The organism is Salmonella sp. GDC200615, assembly GCF_050574145.1.
Classification (GTDB): Bacteria; Pseudomonadota; Gammaproteobacteria; order Enterobacterales; family Enterobacteriaceae; genus Salmonella; species Salmonella enterica.
In genome coordinates this window covers 2,527,563-2,544,421 of record NZ_CP192247.1, presented here as the reverse complement: position 1 = coordinate 2,544,421, position 16,859 = coordinate 2,527,563, and the positions used below count along the sequence as shown (strand labels likewise).

The 16,859-nt window shown below is 51.9% G+C and carries 19 protein-coding genes and 1 pseudogene; 12 read left to right on the top strand and 8 right to left on the bottom strand.

Features of this window, described 5'->3' with window-relative positions; translation table 11 throughout:
- Nucleotides 1-72 precede the first annotated feature (72 nt).
- Nucleotides 73-252 carry a YoaH family protein gene (locus tag ACQ29O_RS12220; RefSeq protein ID WP_000457328.1) on the top strand — a complete coding sequence of 60 codons (180 nt, stop codon included), beginning with the start codon at nt 73-75 and terminating at the stop codon, nt 250-252.
- Nucleotides 253-257: 5 nt separating this feature from the next.
- Here ACQ29O_RS12220 and ACQ29O_RS12215 read toward each other — a convergent pair whose 3' ends face one another.
- Nucleotides 258-602: a RidA family protein gene (locus ACQ29O_RS12215; protein WP_000029550.1), complete on the bottom strand. Its 345-nt coding sequence runs from the start codon at nt 600-602 to the stop codon at nt 258-260.
- Nucleotides 603-732: 130 nt separating this feature from the next.
- On the opposite strand from ACQ29O_RS12215, the gene ACQ29O_RS12210 reads away from it, so the two are divergent.
- The 5 genes from ACQ29O_RS12210 to rnd all read left to right on the top strand — a co-directional run bounded on the left by ACQ29O_RS12210 (nt 733) and on the right by rnd (nt 7,138).
- Nucleotides 733-2,643 carry an ATP-dependent DNA helicase gene (locus tag ACQ29O_RS12210; RefSeq protein ID WP_045161383.1) on the top strand — a complete coding sequence of 637 codons (1,911 nt, stop codon included), beginning with the start codon at nt 733-735 and terminating at the stop codon, nt 2,641-2,643.
- A gap of 57 nt (nt 2,644-2,700) precedes the next feature.
- Nucleotides 2,701-3,396 carry a tRNA (adenosine(37)-N6)-threonylcarbamoyltransferase complex dimerization subunit type 1 TsaB gene (gene tsaB, locus ACQ29O_RS12205; RefSeq protein ID WP_001221017.1) on the top strand — a complete coding sequence of 232 codons (696 nt, stop codon included), beginning with the start codon at nt 2,701-2,703 and terminating at the stop codon, nt 3,394-3,396.
- A 71-nt stretch (nt 3,397-3,467) separates the two neighbouring features.
- Nucleotides 3,468-4,049, top strand: a complete 582-nt coding sequence (locus ACQ29O_RS12200; protein WP_000290594.1) for a Slp family lipoprotein — start codon at nt 3,468-3,470, stop codon at nt 4,047-4,049.
- A gap of 204 nt (nt 4,050-4,253) precedes the next feature.
- On the top strand, nt 4,254-5,939 hold the full coding sequence (gene fadD, locus ACQ29O_RS12195) for a long-chain-fatty-acid--CoA ligase FadD (RefSeq protein WP_024143597.1): 1,686 nt from the start codon (nt 4,254-4,256) through the stop codon (nt 5,937-5,939).
- Between the two features lie 71 nt (nt 5,940-6,010).
- Nucleotides 6,011-7,138, top strand: coding sequence for a ribonuclease D (gene rnd, locus ACQ29O_RS12190; protein ID WP_001109121.1), 1,128 nt, complete (start codon nt 6,011-6,013; stop codon nt 7,136-7,138).
- A 121-nt stretch (nt 7,139-7,259) separates the two neighbouring features.
- Here the strand turns inward: rnd and minE are convergent, their stop codons facing one another.
- The 3 genes from minE to minC are packed head-to-tail and all read right to left on the bottom strand — an operon-like array spanning nt 7,260 to nt 9,073.
- Nucleotides 7,260-7,526: a cell division topological specificity factor MinE gene (gene minE / locus ACQ29O_RS12185; protein ID WP_001185666.1), complete on the bottom strand. Its 267-nt coding sequence runs from the start codon at nt 7,524-7,526 to the stop codon at nt 7,260-7,262.
- Nucleotides 7,527-7,529: 3 nt separating this feature from the next.
- Nucleotides 7,530-8,342: a septum site-determining protein MinD gene (gene minD / locus ACQ29O_RS12180; RefSeq protein ID WP_000101047.1), complete on the bottom strand. Its 813-nt coding sequence runs from the start codon at nt 8,340-8,342 to the stop codon at nt 7,530-7,532.
- Between the two features lie 23 nt (nt 8,343-8,365).
- Nucleotides 8,366-9,073 (bottom strand): septum site-determining protein MinC, encoded by a 708-nt coding sequence (gene minC / locus ACQ29O_RS12175; protein ID WP_000072527.1) that lies wholly within the window; start codon nt 9,071-9,073, stop codon nt 8,366-8,368.
- Between the two features lie 125 nt (nt 9,074-9,198).
- Here minC and ACQ29O_RS12170 point away from each other — a divergent pair.
- From ACQ29O_RS12170 to ACQ29O_RS12150, 5 genes and pseudogenes are all read left to right on the top strand, one after another.
- Nucleotides 9,199-9,491: pseudogene (locus ACQ29O_RS12170) on the top strand (YcgL domain-containing protein).
- Nucleotides 9,492-9,540: 49 nt separating this feature from the next.
- A complete protein-coding gene (locus tag ACQ29O_RS12165; RefSeq protein ID WP_001519895.1) occupies nt 9,541-10,200 on the top strand; it encodes a fumarylacetoacetate hydrolase family protein in 660 nt (219 codons plus the stop codon).
- Between the two features lie 92 nt (nt 10,201-10,292).
- Nucleotides 10,293-10,739, top strand: coding sequence for a YcgN family cysteine cluster protein (locus ACQ29O_RS12160; RefSeq protein ID WP_001285703.1), 447 nt, complete (start codon nt 10,293-10,295; stop codon nt 10,737-10,739).
- A gap of 351 nt (nt 10,740-11,090) precedes the next feature.
- The gene (locus ACQ29O_RS12155) at nt 11,091-11,228 is read left to right on the top strand and encodes a hypothetical protein (RefSeq protein WP_014341098.1); all 138 of its coding nucleotides are present in this window, start codon (nt 11,091-11,093) and stop codon (nt 11,226-11,228) included.
- A gap of 191 nt (nt 11,229-11,419) precedes the next feature.
- A complete protein-coding gene (locus tag ACQ29O_RS12150; protein WP_001083582.1) occupies nt 11,420-11,593 on the top strand; it encodes a GnsA/GnsB family addiction module toxin in 174 nt (57 codons plus the stop codon).
- A 71-nt stretch (nt 11,594-11,664) separates the two neighbouring features.
- On the opposite strand, the gene ACQ29O_RS12145 is transcribed toward ACQ29O_RS12150, so the two are convergent.
- From ACQ29O_RS12145 to nhaB, 3 genes are all read right to left on the bottom strand, one after another.
- Nucleotides 11,665-12,006, bottom strand: coding sequence for a DUF1971 domain-containing protein (locus tag ACQ29O_RS12145; protein WP_253336064.1), 342 nt, complete (start codon nt 12,004-12,006; stop codon nt 11,665-11,667).
- Nucleotides 12,007-12,114: 108 nt separating this feature from the next.
- Nucleotides 12,115-12,645: a disulfide bond formation protein DsbB gene (gene dsbB / locus ACQ29O_RS12140; protein WP_020937004.1), complete on the bottom strand. Its 531-nt coding sequence runs from the start codon at nt 12,643-12,645 to the stop codon at nt 12,115-12,117.
- 141 nt (nt 12,646-12,786) lie between these two features.
- Nucleotides 12,787-14,331, bottom strand: coding sequence for a Na(+)/H(+) antiporter NhaB (gene nhaB / locus ACQ29O_RS12135; RefSeq protein WP_000406438.1), 1,545 nt, complete (start codon nt 14,329-14,331; stop codon nt 12,787-12,789).
- A 219-nt stretch (nt 14,332-14,550) separates the two neighbouring features.
- On the opposite strand from nhaB, the gene fadR reads away from it, so the two are divergent.
- Nucleotides 14,551-15,270, top strand: coding sequence for a fatty acid metabolism transcriptional regulator FadR (gene fadR / locus ACQ29O_RS12130; protein ID WP_000234826.1), 720 nt, complete (start codon nt 14,551-14,553; stop codon nt 15,268-15,270).
- 46 nt (nt 15,271-15,316) lie between these two features.
- On the opposite strand, the gene ACQ29O_RS12125 is transcribed toward fadR, so the two are convergent.
- Entirely contained in the window at nt 15,317-16,849 is a 1,533-nt protein-coding gene (locus ACQ29O_RS12125; RefSeq protein ID WP_001240771.1) for a SpoVR family protein, read from the bottom strand.
- Between the last annotated feature and the right edge of the window lie 10 nt (nt 16,850-16,859).

Here is a 16,859-nt window from a genome sequence, read left to right as displayed (position 1 = left end):
CGTTACAACACTACTGGCTTACCGCCGGGTAGCGTGAAATAATTAGCGCTAACAATTTAGCAGGAGTTAATCATGTTTGCAGGTTTACCTTCACTCAGTCATGAACAACAGCAAAAAGCCGTAGAACGTATCCAGGAATTGATGTCGCAAGGTATGAGCAGCGGAGAAGCGATTGCCCAGGTGGCGGGCGAACTTCGCGCCAACCATACCGGCGAACGGATAGTGGCGCGTTTTGAGGATGAAGACGAATAACCGGCTTATACTGCCGCGACAATCTTAATCTCAACTTTATATTTCGGGTTCATCAACCCGGCCTGTACGGTACAGCGTACCGGCGCATGGCCTGCGACGACCCACGCATCCCACGCCTTATTCATGGCGGCAAAATCCGCTTTATCGCTCAGGAAAATAGTGGCATCCAGAATACGTGACTTACTGGAGCCCTGTTTTTCCAGCACCGCATCAATTTGCGCCAGAGTATTCGCCGTTTGCTCAAAAGCATCGGCGTCCAGGTTTTCCGGCACGCCGGTATACCACAGCGTATTATTGTAGATCACCACGTCTGACCAACGATCTTCGGCATCAATACGCACGATAGACATTACTTATTCCTCATTTGCTTTTCATTTGAATGGTTCAAGACTGCCACAATGTGGCGTCGCCGTCACCTCTGTAACTGGCGTAAGCCTTTCTACCCTGACATAATCCCTGTGCAAATTAACAGGGGGCAGTGTGACGGACGATTTTGCAGCAGATGGCCAACTGGCCAAAGCGATAACCGGCTTTAAACCGCGCGAACCACAGCGACAAATGGCGGTTGCCGTAACACAAGCGATTGAAAATGCGCAGCCTTTGGTTGTTGAAGCCGGCACCGGAACCGGGAAGACCTATGCTTACCTCGCTCCGGCGTTGCGCGCCGGGAAAAAAGTCATTATTTCGACCGGGTCGAAAGCGTTGCAGGATCAACTCTACAGCCGCGATCTGCCGACGGTAGCAAAAGCGTTGGCGTTTACCGGTAAGACGGCCCTGTTGAAAGGACGTTCAAACTACCTCTGCCTGGAGCGTCTGGAACAACAAGCGCTGGCGGGCGGCGATTTACCGGTACAAACGTTAAGCGACGTGATATTGCTGCGCTCCTGGTCAAATCAGACGCGGGATGGCGATATCAGCACCTGCGTCAGCGTGGCGGAGGATTCCCAGGCCTGGCCGCTGGTCACCAGTACCAACGACAACTGCCTTGGCAGCGATTGCCCGCTCTACAAAGAGTGCTTTGTGGTGAAAGCGCGTAAAAAGGCGATGGACGCGGATGTGGTGATTGTAAACCACCACCTTTTTATTGCGGATATGGTGGTTAAAGAGAGCGGGTTTGGCGAACTTATCCCTCAGGCTGAAGTAATGATCTTCGATGAAGCCCACCAACTGCCTGACATCGCCAGCCAGTATTTCGGACAATCGCTCTCCAGCCGTCAGTTACTGGATTTAGCAAAAGACATCACCATCGCCTACCGGACGGAACTGAAAGACACTCAACAGTTGCAAAAATGCGCCGATCGCCTTGCCCAGAGCGTCCAGGATTTTCGTCTGCAACTGGGGGAGCCCGGCTACCGGGGAAATTTGCGTGAACTGTTAGCCGACTCGCGTATCCAACGGGCATTTTTACTGCTGGATGATACGCTGGAGCTTTGTTACGACGTGGCGAAGCTGTCGCTGGGCCGTTCGGCGCTGCTGGATGCGGCTTTTGAACGCGCCACGCTATACCGTTCACGGCTGAAACGCTTAAAAGAGATCAATCAGCCGGGATACAGCTACTGGTATGAGTGCACCTCGCGCCATTTCACCCTGGCGCTGACGCCGCTCACCGTGGCGGACAAATTCAAAGAGGTGATGGAACAGAAACCCGGTAGCTGGATTTTTACCTCAGCCACGTTATCGGTAAATGATGATCTTCACCACTTTACCGCCCGTCTGGGAATTGAACAGGCAGAATCCATGCTGCTGCCCAGCCCATTCGACTATACGCGCCAGGCGTTACTCTGCGTACCGCGTAACCTACCGCAAACCAACCAGCCCGGCGCGGCGCGACAGTTGGCGGCTATGCTCAGGCCGATTATTGAAGCCAATAACGGGCGATGTTTTATGCTGTGCACCTCACACGCCATGATGCGCGATCTGGCGGAGCAGTTTCGCGCCACCATGACGCTGCCGGTATTGTTGCAAGGGGAAACCAGTAAAGGCCAACTGTTACAGCAATTTGTTAGCGCCGGCAACGCGCTGCTCGTCGCCACCAGCAGCTTCTGGGAAGGGGTGGACGTGTGCGGCGATACGTTATCTTTGGTGATTATCGACAAATTGCCGTTTACTTCCCCGGACGACCCGTTGTTAAAAGCGCGAATGGAAGACTGTCGTTTGCGCGGTGGCGATCCGTTTGATGAGGTTCAACTGCCCGATGCGGTGATTACGCTGAAGCAGGGGGTGGGGCGGCTAATTCGCGATGCGGACGATCGCGGGGTGTTAGTGATTTGTGATAACCGGCTGGTGATGCGGCCCTATGGCGCCACGTTTCTCGCCAGCCTGCCTCCTGCGCCGCGCACGCGTGATATCGCCCGTGCCGTTCGCTTTCTTGCGATTCCATCCGCCGAGTAATTTGTTACGGAGTATGGTAAGATGCGCGCTATTTTATTGATCTAAGCACGAAACCTCATGCGAATTCTGGCTATCGATACCGCTACAGAGGCCTGTTCTGTCGCCCTGTGGAACAACGGTACTATCAATGCTCACTTTGAGCTTTGTCCACGAGAACACACTCAACGTATCCTGCCCATGGTGCAGGAGATTCTGGCCGCCAGCGGCGTCTCGCTCAATGAGATAGATGCGCTGGCGTTTGGGCGCGGTCCGGGCAGCTTTACCGGCGTGCGTATCGGCATTGGGATTGCGCAAGGGCTGGCGTTAGGGGCAAATCTGCCGATGATCGGTGTTTCGACGCTTGCCACGATGGCGCAGGGCGCGTGGCGTAAAACCGGCGCGACCCGCGTACTCGCCGCGATTGACGCGCGGATGGGCGAAGTGTACTGGGCGGAATACCAGCGTGATGCGCAGGGCGTCTGGCAGGGCGAAGAGACGGAAGCGGTGCTGAAACCGGAACGGGTCGGTGAGCGGTTGAAACAGCTTTCCGGCGAGTGGGCGACGGTAGGAACGGGTTGGTCCGCATGGCCCGATCTGGCGAAGGAGTGCGGCCTGACGCTTCATGATGGGGAGGTGTCGCTCCCGGCAGCGGAAGATATGTTGCCCATCGCCAGTCAAAAGCTGGCGGCAGGAGAGACCGTTGCCGTGGAACATGCCGAGCCGGTTTATTTGCGTAACGAAGTGGCGTGGAAGAAACTTCCCGGCAAAGAATGACTCTCACTACTATTACCCCCCATACTTTATGCTGTGGGGTGGAATAGAGGTCGAGAAAAAGGAGTCGCATCATGGCGGTTCAAAAACGGTTAATAAAAGGGGCGCTGGCGTGCGCTTTTGCGCTTATGCTGAGCGGTTGCGTGACTATCCCGGATGCCATTAAAGGTTCGAGTCCGACGCCGCAGCAGGATTTGGTGCGGGTGATGAATGCGCCGCAGCTCTATATCGGGCAAGAGGCGCGTTTTGGCGGCAAAGTTGTGGCGGTACAAAATCAGCAGGGAAAAACCCGGCTTGAAATCGCGACCGTACCGCTCGACAGCGGCGCGCGTCCTGTTCTGGGCGAAGCCTCGCGCGGCAGAATTTTTGCCGATGTGAACGGTTTTCTGGACCCGGTGGACTTCCGTGGCCAGTTAGTTACCGTTGTCGGCCCGATAACCGGCACGGTTGACGGTAAAATCGGCAATACGCCGTATAAATTTATGCTGATGCAGGCTACCGGCTATAAACGCTGGCATCTTGTTCAGCAGGTCGTCATGCCTCCACAGCCGATCGATCCGTGGTTTTACGGCGGACGCGCCTGGCCTTATGGCTATGGCGGTTGGGGATGGTATAACCCTGGACCCGCAGAGGTTCAGACGATAGTAACAGAGTAACCCTTTGTTTTATCAATAAAAGAAACAGCGGCTGGTCCGCTGTTTCTGCATTCATAGAGACATAATAAAAATAAATAGTGACGCGCTTCGCAACCTTTCAGTTGCGTAATTAATAAACTGGTACGCTGAGTTAATATAATGTTAACGACTTGTTTATTAACTGGGGTTGTGATGACGACGAACACTCATTTTAGAGGTGATGCATTGAAGAAGGTTTGGCTTAACCGTTATCCTGCTGATGTTCCGGCGGAGATCAACCCTGACCGTTATCAATCCCTGGTTGAGCTGTTTGAACATGCGGCGACGCGCTATGCCGATCAGCCTGCGTTCGTCAATATGGGGGAGGTAATGACCTTCCGTAAATTAGAAGAACGTAGTCGGGCATTTGCGGCTTATTTACAACAAGGGCTGGGACTCAAAAAAGGCGACCGTGTGGCGCTGATGATGCCAAACCTGTTGCAGTATCCTGTCGCGCTATTTGGTATTTTACGCGCTGGCATGATTGTGGTGAACGTTAACCCGCTGTACACGCCGCGCGAACTTGAGCATCAGCTTAACGATAGCGGCGCGGCGGCAATCATTATTGTTTCTAACTTTGCCCATACGCTGGAAAAAGTAGTCGAGAAAACGTCGGTACAGCACGTTATTCTGACGCGGATGGGCGACCAGCTTTCTACCGCCAAAGGTACGGTTGTTAACTTTGTCGTGAAATACATCAAGCGTCTGGTGCCAAAATACCACTTGCCAGATGCGATCTCGTTTCGCAGCGCGCTACAGCATGGCTACCGTATGCAGTATGTCAAACCCGAGGTTGTCGCTGAAGATCTGGCTTTCCTGCAATATACCGGCGGTACGACGGGCGTGGCGAAAGGCGCGATGTTGACCCACCGCAATATGCTGGCGAATCTGGAGCAGGTGAAAGCGACCTATGGGCCGCTGCTGCACCCGGGGAAAGAGCTGGTAGTGACCGCGCTGCCGCTGTATCACATTTTTGCCTTAACCATGAACTGTCTGCTTTTTATCGAGCTGGGTGGGCAAAACCTGCTGATTACCAATCCGCGTGATATCCCCGGCCTGGTCAAGGAGCTGGCGAAATATCCATTTACGGCGATGACTGGCGTTAATACGCTATTCAACGCCCTGCTCAATAATAAAGAGTTTCAACAGCTGGATTTTTCTTCGCTGCATCTGTCAGCCGGCGGCGGGATGCCGGTGCAAAACGTCGTTGCGGAACGTTGGGTAAAGCTGACCGGGCAATACCTGCTGGAAGGCTACGGGCTGACCGAGTGCGCCCCGCTGGTGAGCGTCAACCCGCATGATATTGATTATCACAGCGGCAGTATCGGCCTGCCTGTACCGTCAACAGAAGCCAAACTGGTGGATGACGATGATAACGAAGTCGCGCCGGGTGAGGCCGGAGAGCTTTGCGTGAAAGGCCCTCAGGTTATGCTGGGATACTGGCAGCGTCCTGACGCGACGGATGAAATCATTAAAGATGGTTGGCTGCATACGGGCGATATTGCGGTTATGGATGAAGATGGCTTTCTGCGGATTGTCGATCGTAAGAAAGATATGATTCTGGTTTCTGGTTTCAACGTTTATCCAAACGAAATTGAAGATGTGGTGATGCAGCATTCTGGCGTGCAGGAAGTCGCGGCGGTTGGCGTGCCTTCCGGTAGTAGCGGCGAAGCGGTGAAGCTTTTTGTGGTTAAGAAAGATCCGGCATTGACTGACGATGTGTTGATCACCTTCTGCCGTCGCCATCTGACCGGATATAAGGTGCCCAAACAGGTAGAGTTTCGCGAGGAATTACCAAAATCTAACGTTGGGAAAATTTTACGACGAGAACTGCGTGACGAAGCCCGTGGCAAAGTAGACAATAAAGCCTGAGCGTTAAGTCAGCTAACGAGAGACGCCGGTTAAGCCGGCGTTTTTTTGGCGCGAACCAAAGAGAACACGATTTGAATTACCAAATGATTGAAACGGACGATGCGCTGGCGAGCCTGTGTGAGGCTGTCCGCGCATGTCCGGCTATTGCTTTAGATACGGAATTTGTCCGTACCCGCACCTATTACCCGCAGTTAGGATTGATCCAGTTATTTGACGGGGCAAATGTCGCCCTGATCGATCCGCTCGGCATCAGCGACTGGTCGCCGTTAAAAGCGGTGTTGCGCGATACGGGAATCACCAAATTTCTGCACGCGGGTAGCGAAGATCTGGAAGTATTTCTGAATGCGTTTGGCGAACTGCCGGAGCCCCTGATTGATACGCAAATTCTGGCGGCGTTTTGCGGGCGTCCGCTGTCGTGGGGGTTTGCGGCGATGGTAGAAGAGTATACGGGCGTGGCGCTGGATAAAAGCGAGTCTCGTACCGACTGGTTAGCCCGGCCTTTAAGCGAACGTCAGTGTGAATACGCGGCGGCGGATGTCTGGTATCTGTTACCGATCGCCAAAAAGCTGATGATTGAAACTGAAGCCGCAGGATGGCTGCCTGCCGCGCTTGATGAATGCCGATTGATGCAGCAGCGTCGTCAGGAGATTCAGGCGCCGGAAGAAGCATGGCGGGATATCACCAATGCCTGGCAACTGCGTACTCGCCAGTTAGCCTGTCTGCAACTTTTAGCTGACTGGCGGATACGTAAGGCGCGTGAGCGCGATATGGCGGTGAACTTTGTTGTGCGTGAAGAAAACCTGTGGGCGGTCGCGCGTTATATGCCGGGCAGTCTCGGTGAGCTGGATAGCCTGGGGCTTTCCGGCAGCGAGATTCGTTTTCACGGCAAGACGTTGATATCGCTGGTGGCGAAAGCACAGGCGTTACCGGAAGAGGCATTGCCGGAACCCCTGTTGAATCTGATGGACATGCCGGGCTATCGCAAAGCGTTTAAGGCCATCAAAGCGCTGGTGGCGGAGGTGAGCGCGTCGCATCACGTCAGCGGCGAGCTACTGGCATCGCGTCGGCAGATTAATCAGTTGCTTAACTGGCACTGGAAATTAAAACCGCAAAATGGGCAACCGGAATTGATTTCCGGCTGGCGCGCCGAACTGATGGCGGAGAAGTTAACTCTTCTGTTGCAGGAGTATCCGCGTTAACGGCGGTAATTGCCGGGAAAACGGCCAGTGAAATAAATGTCCGTATTCGGAATAATGTAAAAAAATAAAAAAGGCAGATTCTTCTGCCTTTTTTAATCCAGGAATTTTCCCATAAAAGAGCTTATTTTGACTCTTCGGCTTCCGGCAGCGTTACGTTAAGTTCAAGGATGGAGATATCACCATCTTTTTGCTCAAGCTGGACGGTAACCATTTCCGGATCGATTTGTACGTATTTACAAATGACCTCAAGAATATCTTTACGTAACTGCGGTAAATAATGCGGTTCGGCATCGCTACGGCGACGTTCCGCGACAATGATTTGCAACCGCTCTTTTGCAATATTAGCGGTACTCTTTTTCCGCGAGAGAAAAAAATCCAGTAATGCCATAATTTATCCTCCGAACAGGCGTTTGAGGAAACCTTTCTTCTCTTCTTCAATGAAGCGGAAAGGACGCTCTTCTCCCAACAGACGATCTACGGTATCTGCATAGGCTTTACCCGCATCCGCAGTGGCGTCAAGAATCACCGGTTCACCCTGGTTAGATGCGCGCAGTACGGATTGATCTTCCGGGATCACCCCGACGAGTTTAATACGCAGAATCTCCAGTACATCTTCCATGCTGAGCATGTCGCCTTTATTGACGCGGCCTGGATTGTAGCGCGTCAACAGGAGATGTTCTTTAATCGGTTCTTCGCCATTTTCTGCGCGACGAGATTTCGATGCCAGAATACCCAGAATACGGTCCGAGTCACGGACAGAAGAGACTTCCGGGTTAGTCGTGATGATCGCTTCATCGGCAAAATAGAGCGCCATCAGCGCCCCGGTTTCGATACCCGCCGGCGAGTCGCAAACGATGAACTCAAAGTCCATCGCTTTCAGTGAGTCCAGTACCTTAGCGACGCCTTCGCGCGTTAGCGCGTCTTTATCCCGGGTCTGCGACGCCGGAAGAATGAAGAGATTTTCAGTACGCTTATCTTTGATCAGCGCCTGATTCAGTGTCGCATCGCCCTGAATGACGTTTACAAAATCGTAAACGACACGACGTTCGCACCCCATAATCAGATCGAGGTTACGCAGTCCGATATCAAAATCAATGACGACAGTTTTCTTTCCCTTCTGGGCCAAACCTGTAGCGATGGCCGCGCTGGAGGTGGTCTTGCCAACGCCCCCTTTACCCGAAGTAACAACAATAATGCGTGCCATAAAAATTCCTTGTTAAAAAGGGATCAATTCAACGGTTGAACTGTCAAAGCGTTGTCTGCTAAACGCAGGCGCGCCGCTTTGCCATAAAATTCTGCCGGGATTTTATCACTCAGCCAGTAAACACCTGCGATAGAGACCAGTTCTGCCGTCAGATGGGTACAAAAAATTTGCGCTTCCCGATCGCCGCTCGCTCCTGCCAGCGCGCGACCTCTCATCATGCCATAGACATGGATATTGCCGTCAGCGATAAGCTCTGCGCCAGCGCTGACGTGACTTGTAACAATCAGATCACATTGTGGAGCATAAATGCGCTGACCGGAACGAACCGGAACATCAATTAATCGCGTTTTTGTGATGGGATTGGCGTTTTGCGGCGGTTCGCTGGGCGTTGCCGGCTCAACGGGCGCAGGCCGAACCGCTTTCTCTTTACCTTCAGTCAGTAAAGGAAGACCCATCCGATCGATTTCTACTTTCAGGCTGGCGTCTTTACAGCCGCTCACGCCGATAATGCGTAAGCCGGTTGAGGTCACGATCTTATGCAGTTCCGGCCAGTTTACCGGGCTTTCAAGACCGCTAACGTTAATAACGACAGGGGCGTGTTTTAAAAACGCAGGAGCCTGCGCTATTTTGTCTTCTAACGCCTGACGAATAACCTCTGGTTCCGCTTCATGCAAATGAACCACTGATAAGGTGAAGCTACTGCCTTTAAGCTCGATTGGCGTGTTTGACATCCTGGCCTTACTCAATTTGCTATTTATCATCTCCGATACGGAGTGATATTCCGAAGTCCAGAAGGCATGTTATAGTCAGTATTATATTGAGGCAAGTCACCATCCCGTTAATTCAGAGTAAAAGTATGTTTTGTGTGATCTATAGAAGTAGCAAGCGCGATCAAACCTATTTGTATGTCGAAAAAAAGACGATTTTTCGCGGGTGCCTGAAGCATTGATGAAAGGATTCGGTCAGCCGCAGTTAGCGATGATGCTGCCGCTTGATGGACGTAAAAAATTAGTCAATGCCGAGCTCGAAAAAGTAAAACAGGCGTTAAGCGAGCAGGGCTATTATTTACAATTGCCGCCGCCGCCGGAAGATTTGCTGAAACAACATCTTTCTTCGGTAGGACAAAATACGTCGCCCGCTGACCGTTAAACGGTATTCGGCGCCGCGCCTGAATTCCATCATGATCTTAGGGGAAAATATGTATCAACATCGTAACTGGCAAGGCGCCTTGCTTGATTACCCGGTAAGTAAAGTGGTCTGCGTGGGCAGTAATTACGCAAATCACATCAAGGAGATGGGCAGCGCGACGCCGGAAGAACCCGTGCTTTTTATCAAGCCGGAAACCGCATTGTGTGATATTCGCCAGCCGCTGGCGATTCCGGCGGATATGGGGGCTGTTCATCATGAAGTTGAGCTTGCTGTGCTGATTGGCGCAACGCTCCGCCAGGCGACCGAAGATCATGTACGTAAAGCGATAGCCGGTTATGGCGTGGCGCTTGATTTAACCCTGCGCGATATTCAAGGGAAAATGAAAAAGGCCGGACAGCCCTGGGAAAAAGCCAAAGGTTTTGATAACGCATGTCCGATTTCAGGCTTCATCCCTGTCGCGGCCTTCTGCGGCGATCCGCAAAATACGGTTATCGGACTTAACGTTAATGGCGAGGTTCGCCAGCAAGGGTCGACCGCGGATATGATTCATCCTATTGTGCCCCTTATCGCCTATATGAGCCGCTATTTTACGCTCAAAGCCGGGGACGTGGTGCTAACCGGCACGCCGGCAGGCGTGGGGCCATTATTAAGCGGCGATGAGCTGGACATTCGTTTTAATGGCGAAACGTTGTCTACCCGCGTTCTGTAAAATCTGCTTGCCGCCTTCAGCGGCGGTAAAACTTGCATCTGCAGGCCAGACTGGTTATAAGGTGCAGCTTTAGTGCAATGGCGGATACTTTAATGAGCGATACACCTTTCTGGCAACGTAAAACCCTGGATGAAATGACCGATGCCGAGTGGGAGTCGCTGTGCGATGGCTGCGGTCAATGCTGCCTGCATAAGCTGATGGATGAAGATACAGATGAAATCTACTTCACCAACGTGGCGTGCAGGCAATTAAATATCAAAACGTGCCAGTGCCGTCATTATGAGCGCCGTTTTGAATTTGAACCCGACTGTATCAAACTCACTCGCGAAAACTTGCCAGACTTTGAATGGTTGCCGATGACCTGCGCCTACCGTTTGTTGGCGGAAGGTAAGCCCTTGCCGACGTGGCATCCGCTGCTGACTGGATCGAAAGCTGCTATGCATGGCGAGCGAATTTCTGTCCGTCATATCGCGGTTAAAGAATCTGAAGTACGGGACTGGCAGGATCATATTTTAAATAAACCGTCGTGGGCAGAATAAGTCTTCGGCAAAACGGCTGATTGTTTACAATTCTTTAATTTACGCTGGGCGGCCCCTGAAGCCAGGAATTGCGTGCAAATTCCGTCACCTGGCGTTATCACTGCCTTCTCTTCTTCCCTGACGCGCCTTGTCGCTGCGCTCGCGCACGTATGGCGGCGACTCTATACTTTCAAAGCAGTATATCGCTGCCTATCCTGAGGAGTTACCCCATGAATAACCAACCGTTGCGCGTTTCAAAGGATCAGCCCAGGAAGCCTGATAAGACACCCGAAGACGAAGGAAAAAATCCAAAGAAAAACCAAAAGTAGTGCTGTAGGGTATCTTTAATAACTATGGTTCGTTGGAGGCTTTATGTCTGAACGTCCTGATTTAGTCGATCCATTACCAGAGGATGAGCCGCTTCTTGGTGAAAATATTCCGGATACACCAGAGGGAGACGATCCTCTCGACCCGGATACCCAGAATGAGGTTGAAGATCCTCGTAGATAGCGTCTTGTGCTATTAACCAACCGCCTGATGCACCGTCTGTGCCAGGCGGTTTTTTACATCTTCTAAAGCGAAACATCCTGATAATCCTCAGAAAGATAGCCTATAATTTTTTGTACGTTAAAATAGTAGCGCGTCCATGACGACACTGTCTTATTGCGCTTAGCCGTTTGCGAGTTCAAAGGAGGAAATCAATGAACAGCGAAGAGTTGACACATAAAGCAGAAGAGGAAATCGCGGCACTCATTAGCAAAAAGGTCGCCGAACTACGGAAGAAAACCGGGCAAGAGGTTTCCGAAATAGAGTTCGCGCCGCGAGAAACGATGAAAGGGCTTGAGGGATACCACGTTAAAATTAAACTACTCTAGCGTTTAATTAGCGCCATTAATCACCTGGCTACTGGGCGGGACGCCGCCCAGTGGTGACTGGTTTACCGATGTCAGGCTTTTTTCTGTTGATACATTTCCTCGCCCTGATGGTCTTCCTCTACCCAAAAATGAATGTTGAACCGCGCATCATCGCTCAGCTCTACCCGATGCCAGTATTGCGGCGGACTGGTGGCGAATTGCCCGGCATTAATCACCACTTTCACTTCGGGTTCTGTCGCGGTTTCATTCGCAAAGCCATAGTAGGTCACGGTGCCTTCCATCACGCAGAGTTGTCCGAAAACGCCTGCCGATGTGTTGTGATGAGAGAGCAGTGCCGCCGGAACATTCTCTTTGGTGAAAAAGGGGGTAGAGCGTTTAACTTTCCAGTTTGCCGGGATGCGTAAGAGGGACATAAGACATCTCCCTGATGTGGTGATTAAAAGATGTATTTAATATACACCTTTTAATTACTGGCAAACAACGCTTCGGGCAAAAAAAACGCTCCCGAAGGAGCGTGTGTATCAACGACCGAACAGGTCGCGTTTTTTAGGCTTAAATGCCTGGGCTATGACGACGGCTATCGCCACCACAAGGTAAGCGGCAAAGATCCCCAACAGCCATTGCGGCATCTCCAGCGTTAAAAACGACCACTGGCGTTCGGCGCAATTACCGGATGCCACAAACACCTGCGGCAGCCATTTACCCAACGGCAACCAGTCTGGAAAGCGCGCCATAAAGTCACAGGTCATGAACGGCGAGGGATGCAACTGAATCATCGTATGTTCATACGCCAGTTGTAGACCCCGCCATGCGCTGTAAATCCAGATAACCATGGCCACGTATCGCAGCGGTGTTTTCGGCGCTATAGCGCCGACCAGACCCGCGCCCATCACGCCAAACAGGGCGCAACGTTCGTAAATACATAGCACGCAAGGTTTAAGTAACATGACGTGCTGGAACCACAGCGCCACCATTTCCAGCGCCAGGGCGGTAAACGCCATCAGTAACCATGCGCCCCGACCCCGTGAGCACTGGTTTAAAAATCGCAACATAATAATTTCCCTGCAACATGCGTAGAGACCGCAGTGTAAACCAATTCAATTCGTGCGCCACTAGCGGGAAATGAAATAATGTGTAATTGGATAATTATCAGGCAAAAATCGGAGCCGGGCGGTGTATTGCCCGGCCAAACGTTACGAAAGCGTTGCTAACCATCCTGCCTGAGTCATCCATTCGGTGGCCGGCGCAAGAGTGAATTCGACGCACAGTAGCCCTATCAGGGTCAGTACGATAGTGTACGGTAACGCCATCCAGACCATACGGCCATAGGAGAGACGGATTAACGGCGCCAGCGCGGAGGTCAGCAGGAATAAGAATGCCGCCTGACCATTTGGCGTCGCTACCGATGGCAGGTTAGTACCGGTATTGATGGCCACGGCTAGCAGCTCAAACTGTTTTAAGCTGATTGCGCCGTTTTCCATTGCCGCCTTCGCTTCGTTGATATAAATGGTGCCGACAAAGACGTTATCTGAGATGGAAGACAACAGGCCGTTAAAGAGATAGAACAGCGTTAGCTGCGCGTGTTCAGAGGCTTGCAAGACGAACTGAATAATCGGCGCGAAAAGATGTTGATCGATAATAACCGCCACAATGGAGAAGAAAACGGTTAACAGCGCAGTAAACGGCAGCGACTCGGTAAACGCTTTGCCGATGGCGTGTTCATCGGTTACACCCGTTAACGCGGTGGCCAGAATAATGACCGACAGACCAATCAGTCCCACCTCCGCGAGATGGAGGGCGAGGGCAGTAACCAGCCAGACGCCAATAACCGCCTGGACTATTAGTTTAATTTTATCCTGGCGGGTGCGCTTCTTACGGCTTTGATCGTCGAATTGCTGTAAAACATCGCGGACTTTTTCGGGCAACGTTTCGCCATAGCCAAACCAGCGCATTTTCTCGACCAGCATACAGGTTAACAGTCCACATACCAGTACCGGGACGGTGACAGGCGACATCCGCAAAAAGAAGTCGCCGAAATGCCAGCCAGCCGCTTTAGCGATGATCAGGTTTTGCGGCTCCCCGACCATGGTCATGACGCCGCCCAGCGCCGTCCCCACGCCTGCATGCATCATCAGACTACGCAAGAATCCGCGGAATTGCTCCAGCACCGTTTTGTAATGCGGATCGATATGGCTGTCGTCCAGCATATCGTTCTCTTCGCCGCGCGATGAGGCCACACGATGGTAAATCCCGTAAAAACCGACGGCGACGCTGATCACCACCGCAACGACGGTAAGCGCGTCAAGGAAAGCCGACAAGAACGCGGCGGCGACGCAAAAGGCCAGCGACAGAACCATCTTCGAGCGGATACTGAGTAACAGACGGGTAAAAATAAACAGCAATAACTGCTTCATAAAGTAGATGCCTGCCACCATAAACATCAGCAGCAGCAAGACTTCCAGGTTGGCGGCAACCTCTTCACGTACATGGGCGGCGCTGGTCATACCGATGATAACGGCTTCAATGGCCAGTAACCCGCCGGGCAGCAGGGGGTAACACTTTAACGCCATCGCCAGAGTGAAGATAAACTCTGCCACCAGCAGCCAACCGGCAATAAAGGGATTAGCTAAGAAAATGAATGGGTTAACAATTAAAAAGACAAGTAGTGCCAGTTTGTACCAGTCGGGCGACTGGCCTAAAAAGTTGCGCCACATGGCGCGACCCCATGAGATCTCCATGAAATTTTTCCTTACCTAGAAAAATGAAATAGCGTTTTTATGTTTAAACACAGAGAGTAGCGAGCGCGACGAATGCAAGCAAGTCCTTAACGATATTGGCAGGCGATATCAGAAATGGTGCCTTGATCCCCTTTTTCTTCATTGCGTCCGCTATCAGGTGTTACGCCCGTCTGGTATGATGAGTGCAACTATGTTTTGCTGTGTAATGGAAATCTCACTATGGTCATTAAGGCGCAGAGCCCGGCGGGTTTCGCGGAAGAGTATATTATTGAAAGTATCTGGAATAACCGCTTTCCTCCTGGCACGATCTTACCGGCAGAACGAGAACTCTCCGAACTGATCGGCGTGACGCGCACGACATTACGCGAGGTGTTACAGCGGCTGGCGCGAGATGGCTGGCTGACCATTCAGCATGGCAAACCGACAAAGGTTAATAATTTTTGGGAAACGTCAGGGCTGAATATCCTTGAAACGCTGGCCCGCCTTGATCATGAAAGCGTTCCGCAACTGATCGACAATTTGTTGTCGGTGCGTACCAATATTTCTACTATCTTTATTCGTACCGCGTTGCGTCAACACCCGGATAAGGCGCAGGAAGTGCTGGCCACTGCCCACGAAGTGGCCGACCATGCCGATGCATTCGCCGATCTGGACTATAACATCTTTCGTGGTCTGGCATTCGCCTCCGGCAATCCTATTTACGGCTTGATCCTGAACGGCATGAAAGGGTTATACACCCGCATTGGTCGCCACTATTTCGCCAATCCGGAAGCGCGCAGTCTGGCACTGGGTTTCTATCATAAATTATCGTCGTTATGCGAGCAGGGCGCGCACGACCAGGTGTATGAAACGGTGCGACGTTACGGGCATGACAGCGGCGAGATTTGGCATCGGATGCAGAAAAATCTGCCCGGCGATTTAGCGATTCAGGGACGATAATCCCGCGATGCCCGGTAGGCGCAAACACTACCGGGCAGCATCTCGATTACAGCGTGTTCATGCGCGGCGGACAACGCTCCAGCAGTTCTACGCTGCCATCCTCATTTTGTTGCTCCAGCATCACATCAAAGCCCCATAACCGATGCACATGTTTCAGCACCTCTTTGCGGCCTTTATCCAGCGGTGCGCGGTTATGCGGGATATAACGCAACGTCAGCGATCTGTCGCCGCGTAAATCCACATTCCAGACCTGAATATTCGGCTCCAGGTTGCTCAGGTTATACTGTGACGACAGTTTTGATCGAATCTCCCGATAACCTTCTTCGTTATGAATGGCGGAGATCTCCAGATAATTATGCCTGTCATCATCAAGTACCGTGAAGAAACGGAAATCACGCATCACTTTTGGCGGCAGGAACTGGCTGATAAAGCTTTCATCTTTAAAATCGCGCATGGCGAAGTGCAGCGTTTCCAGCCAGTCGGAACCGGCAATATCCGGAAACCAGTATTTATCTTCATCCGTGGGCGACTGACAAATACGTTTGATATCCTGGAACATGGCAAAGCCGAGCGCATAGGGGTTAATTCCGCTATACCAGGGGCTATTATAGGGCGGCTGAAATACGACATTGGTATGGCTGTGTAAAAACTCCAGCATAAAGCGTTCCGTCACTTTGCCTTCATCATACAGATGGTTCAGGATGGTGTAGTGCCAGAAGGTCGCCCAGCCCTCGTTCATGACCTGCGTCTGTTTCTGCGGATAAAAATACTGGCTGACTTTACGCACGATGCGCAGAATTTCGCGCTGCCACGGCTCGAGCAACGGGGCGTTTTTCTCCATAAAATAGAGCAGGTTTTCCTGCGGTTCAGCGGGAAAGCGGCGTGCTTCGGCGACAGTTTTTTCTTCCTCGCGTTTTGGCAGCGTGCGCCACAGCATATTCACCTGGCTTTGTAGATACTCTTCCCGGCTTTTTTGTCGCGCTTTCTCTTCCTGCAACGAGATTTTCTGCGGGCGCTTATAGCGATCGACGCCGTAATTCATCAGCGCGTGGCAGGAGTCGAGCAGTTTTTCTACTTCATCCACTCCGTAGCGTTCTTCACAGCGGGTAATGTAATTCCGGGCGAAAATCAGGTAGTCGACGATAGAGCTGGCATCCGTCCAGCTCCGGAAGAGATAATTATTTTTAAAAAAGGAGTTGTGGCCGTAACAGGCGTGCGCCATGACCAGCGCTTGCATGGTGATGGTGTTCTCTTCCATCAGGTAGGCAATGCAGGGATTAGAGTTGATCACAATTTCATAAGCCAGTCCTTGTTGACCATGCTTATACAGACGTTCCGTCTCAATGAACTTTTTGCCAAACGACCAGTGCGGATAGTTGATCGGCATCCCGACGCTGGAGTAGGCGTCCATCATCTGTTCGGAAGTGATGACTTCAATTTGGTGCGGGTAAGTATCCAGTTGGTAGAGCTTCGCCACGCGGTCTATCTCTGCCAGATAGACATCCAGCAGATCAAATGTCCAGTTGGGTCCATCGCTCAAACGTGTGGTGTCCTTGTTCATGGAATCAATCATTGCCATTCGCGCACCC

Excerpts from the sequence above, each read along its gene's own strand:
- ACQ29O_RS12220 (WP_000457328.1), top strand. The coding sequence starts at position 73 with ATGTTTGCAGGTTTACCTTCACTCAGTCATGAACAACAGCAAAAAGCC.
- ACQ29O_RS12215 (WP_000029550.1), bottom strand. The coding sequence starts at position 602 with ATGTCTATCGTGCGTATTGATGCCGAAGATCGTTGGTCAGACGTGGTG.
- tsaB (WP_001221017.1), top strand. The coding sequence starts at position 2,701 with ATGCGAATTCTGGCTATCGATACCGCTACAGAGGCCTGTTCTGTCGCC.
- ACQ29O_RS12200 (WP_000290594.1), top strand. The coding sequence starts at position 3,468 with ATGGCGGTTCAAAAACGGTTAATAAAAGGGGCGCTGGCGTGCGCTTTT.
- minE (WP_001185666.1), bottom strand. The coding sequence starts at position 7,526 with ATGGCATTACTGGATTTTTTTCTCTCGCGGAAAAAGAGTACCGCTAAT.
- minD (WP_000101047.1), bottom strand. The coding sequence starts at position 8,342 with ATGGCACGCATTATTGTTGTTACTTCGGGTAAAGGGGGCGTTGGCAAG.
- minC (WP_000072527.1), bottom strand. The coding sequence starts at position 9,073 with ATGTCAAACACGCCAATCGAGCTTAAAGGCAGTAGCTTCACCTTATCA.
- ACQ29O_RS12165 (WP_001519895.1), top strand. The coding sequence starts at position 9,541 with ATGTATCAACATCGTAACTGGCAAGGCGCCTTGCTTGATTACCCGGTA.
- ACQ29O_RS12160 (WP_001285703.1), top strand. The coding sequence starts at position 10,293 with ATGAGCGATACACCTTTCTGGCAACGTAAAACCCTGGATGAAATGACC.
- ACQ29O_RS12155 (WP_014341098.1), top strand. The coding sequence starts at position 11,091 with ATGTCTGAACGTCCTGATTTAGTCGATCCATTACCAGAGGATGAGCCG.
- ACQ29O_RS12150 (WP_001083582.1), top strand. The coding sequence starts at position 11,420 with ATGAACAGCGAAGAGTTGACACATAAAGCAGAAGAGGAAATCGCGGCA.
- ACQ29O_RS12145 (WP_253336064.1), bottom strand. The coding sequence starts at position 12,006 with ATGTCCCTCTTACGCATCCCGGCAAACTGGAAAGTTAAACGCTCTACC.
- dsbB (WP_020937004.1), bottom strand. The coding sequence starts at position 12,645 with ATGTTGCGATTTTTAAACCAGTGCTCACGGGGTCGGGGCGCATGGTTA.
- nhaB (WP_000406438.1), bottom strand. The coding sequence starts at position 14,331 with ATGGAGATCTCATGGGGTCGCGCCATGTGGCGCAACTTTTTAGGCCAG.
- fadR (WP_000234826.1), top strand. The coding sequence starts at position 14,551 with ATGGTCATTAAGGCGCAGAGCCCGGCGGGTTTCGCGGAAGAGTATATT.
- ACQ29O_RS12125 (WP_001240771.1), bottom strand. The coding sequence starts at position 16,849 with ATGGCAATGATTGATTCCATGAACAAGGACACCACACGTTTGAGCGAT.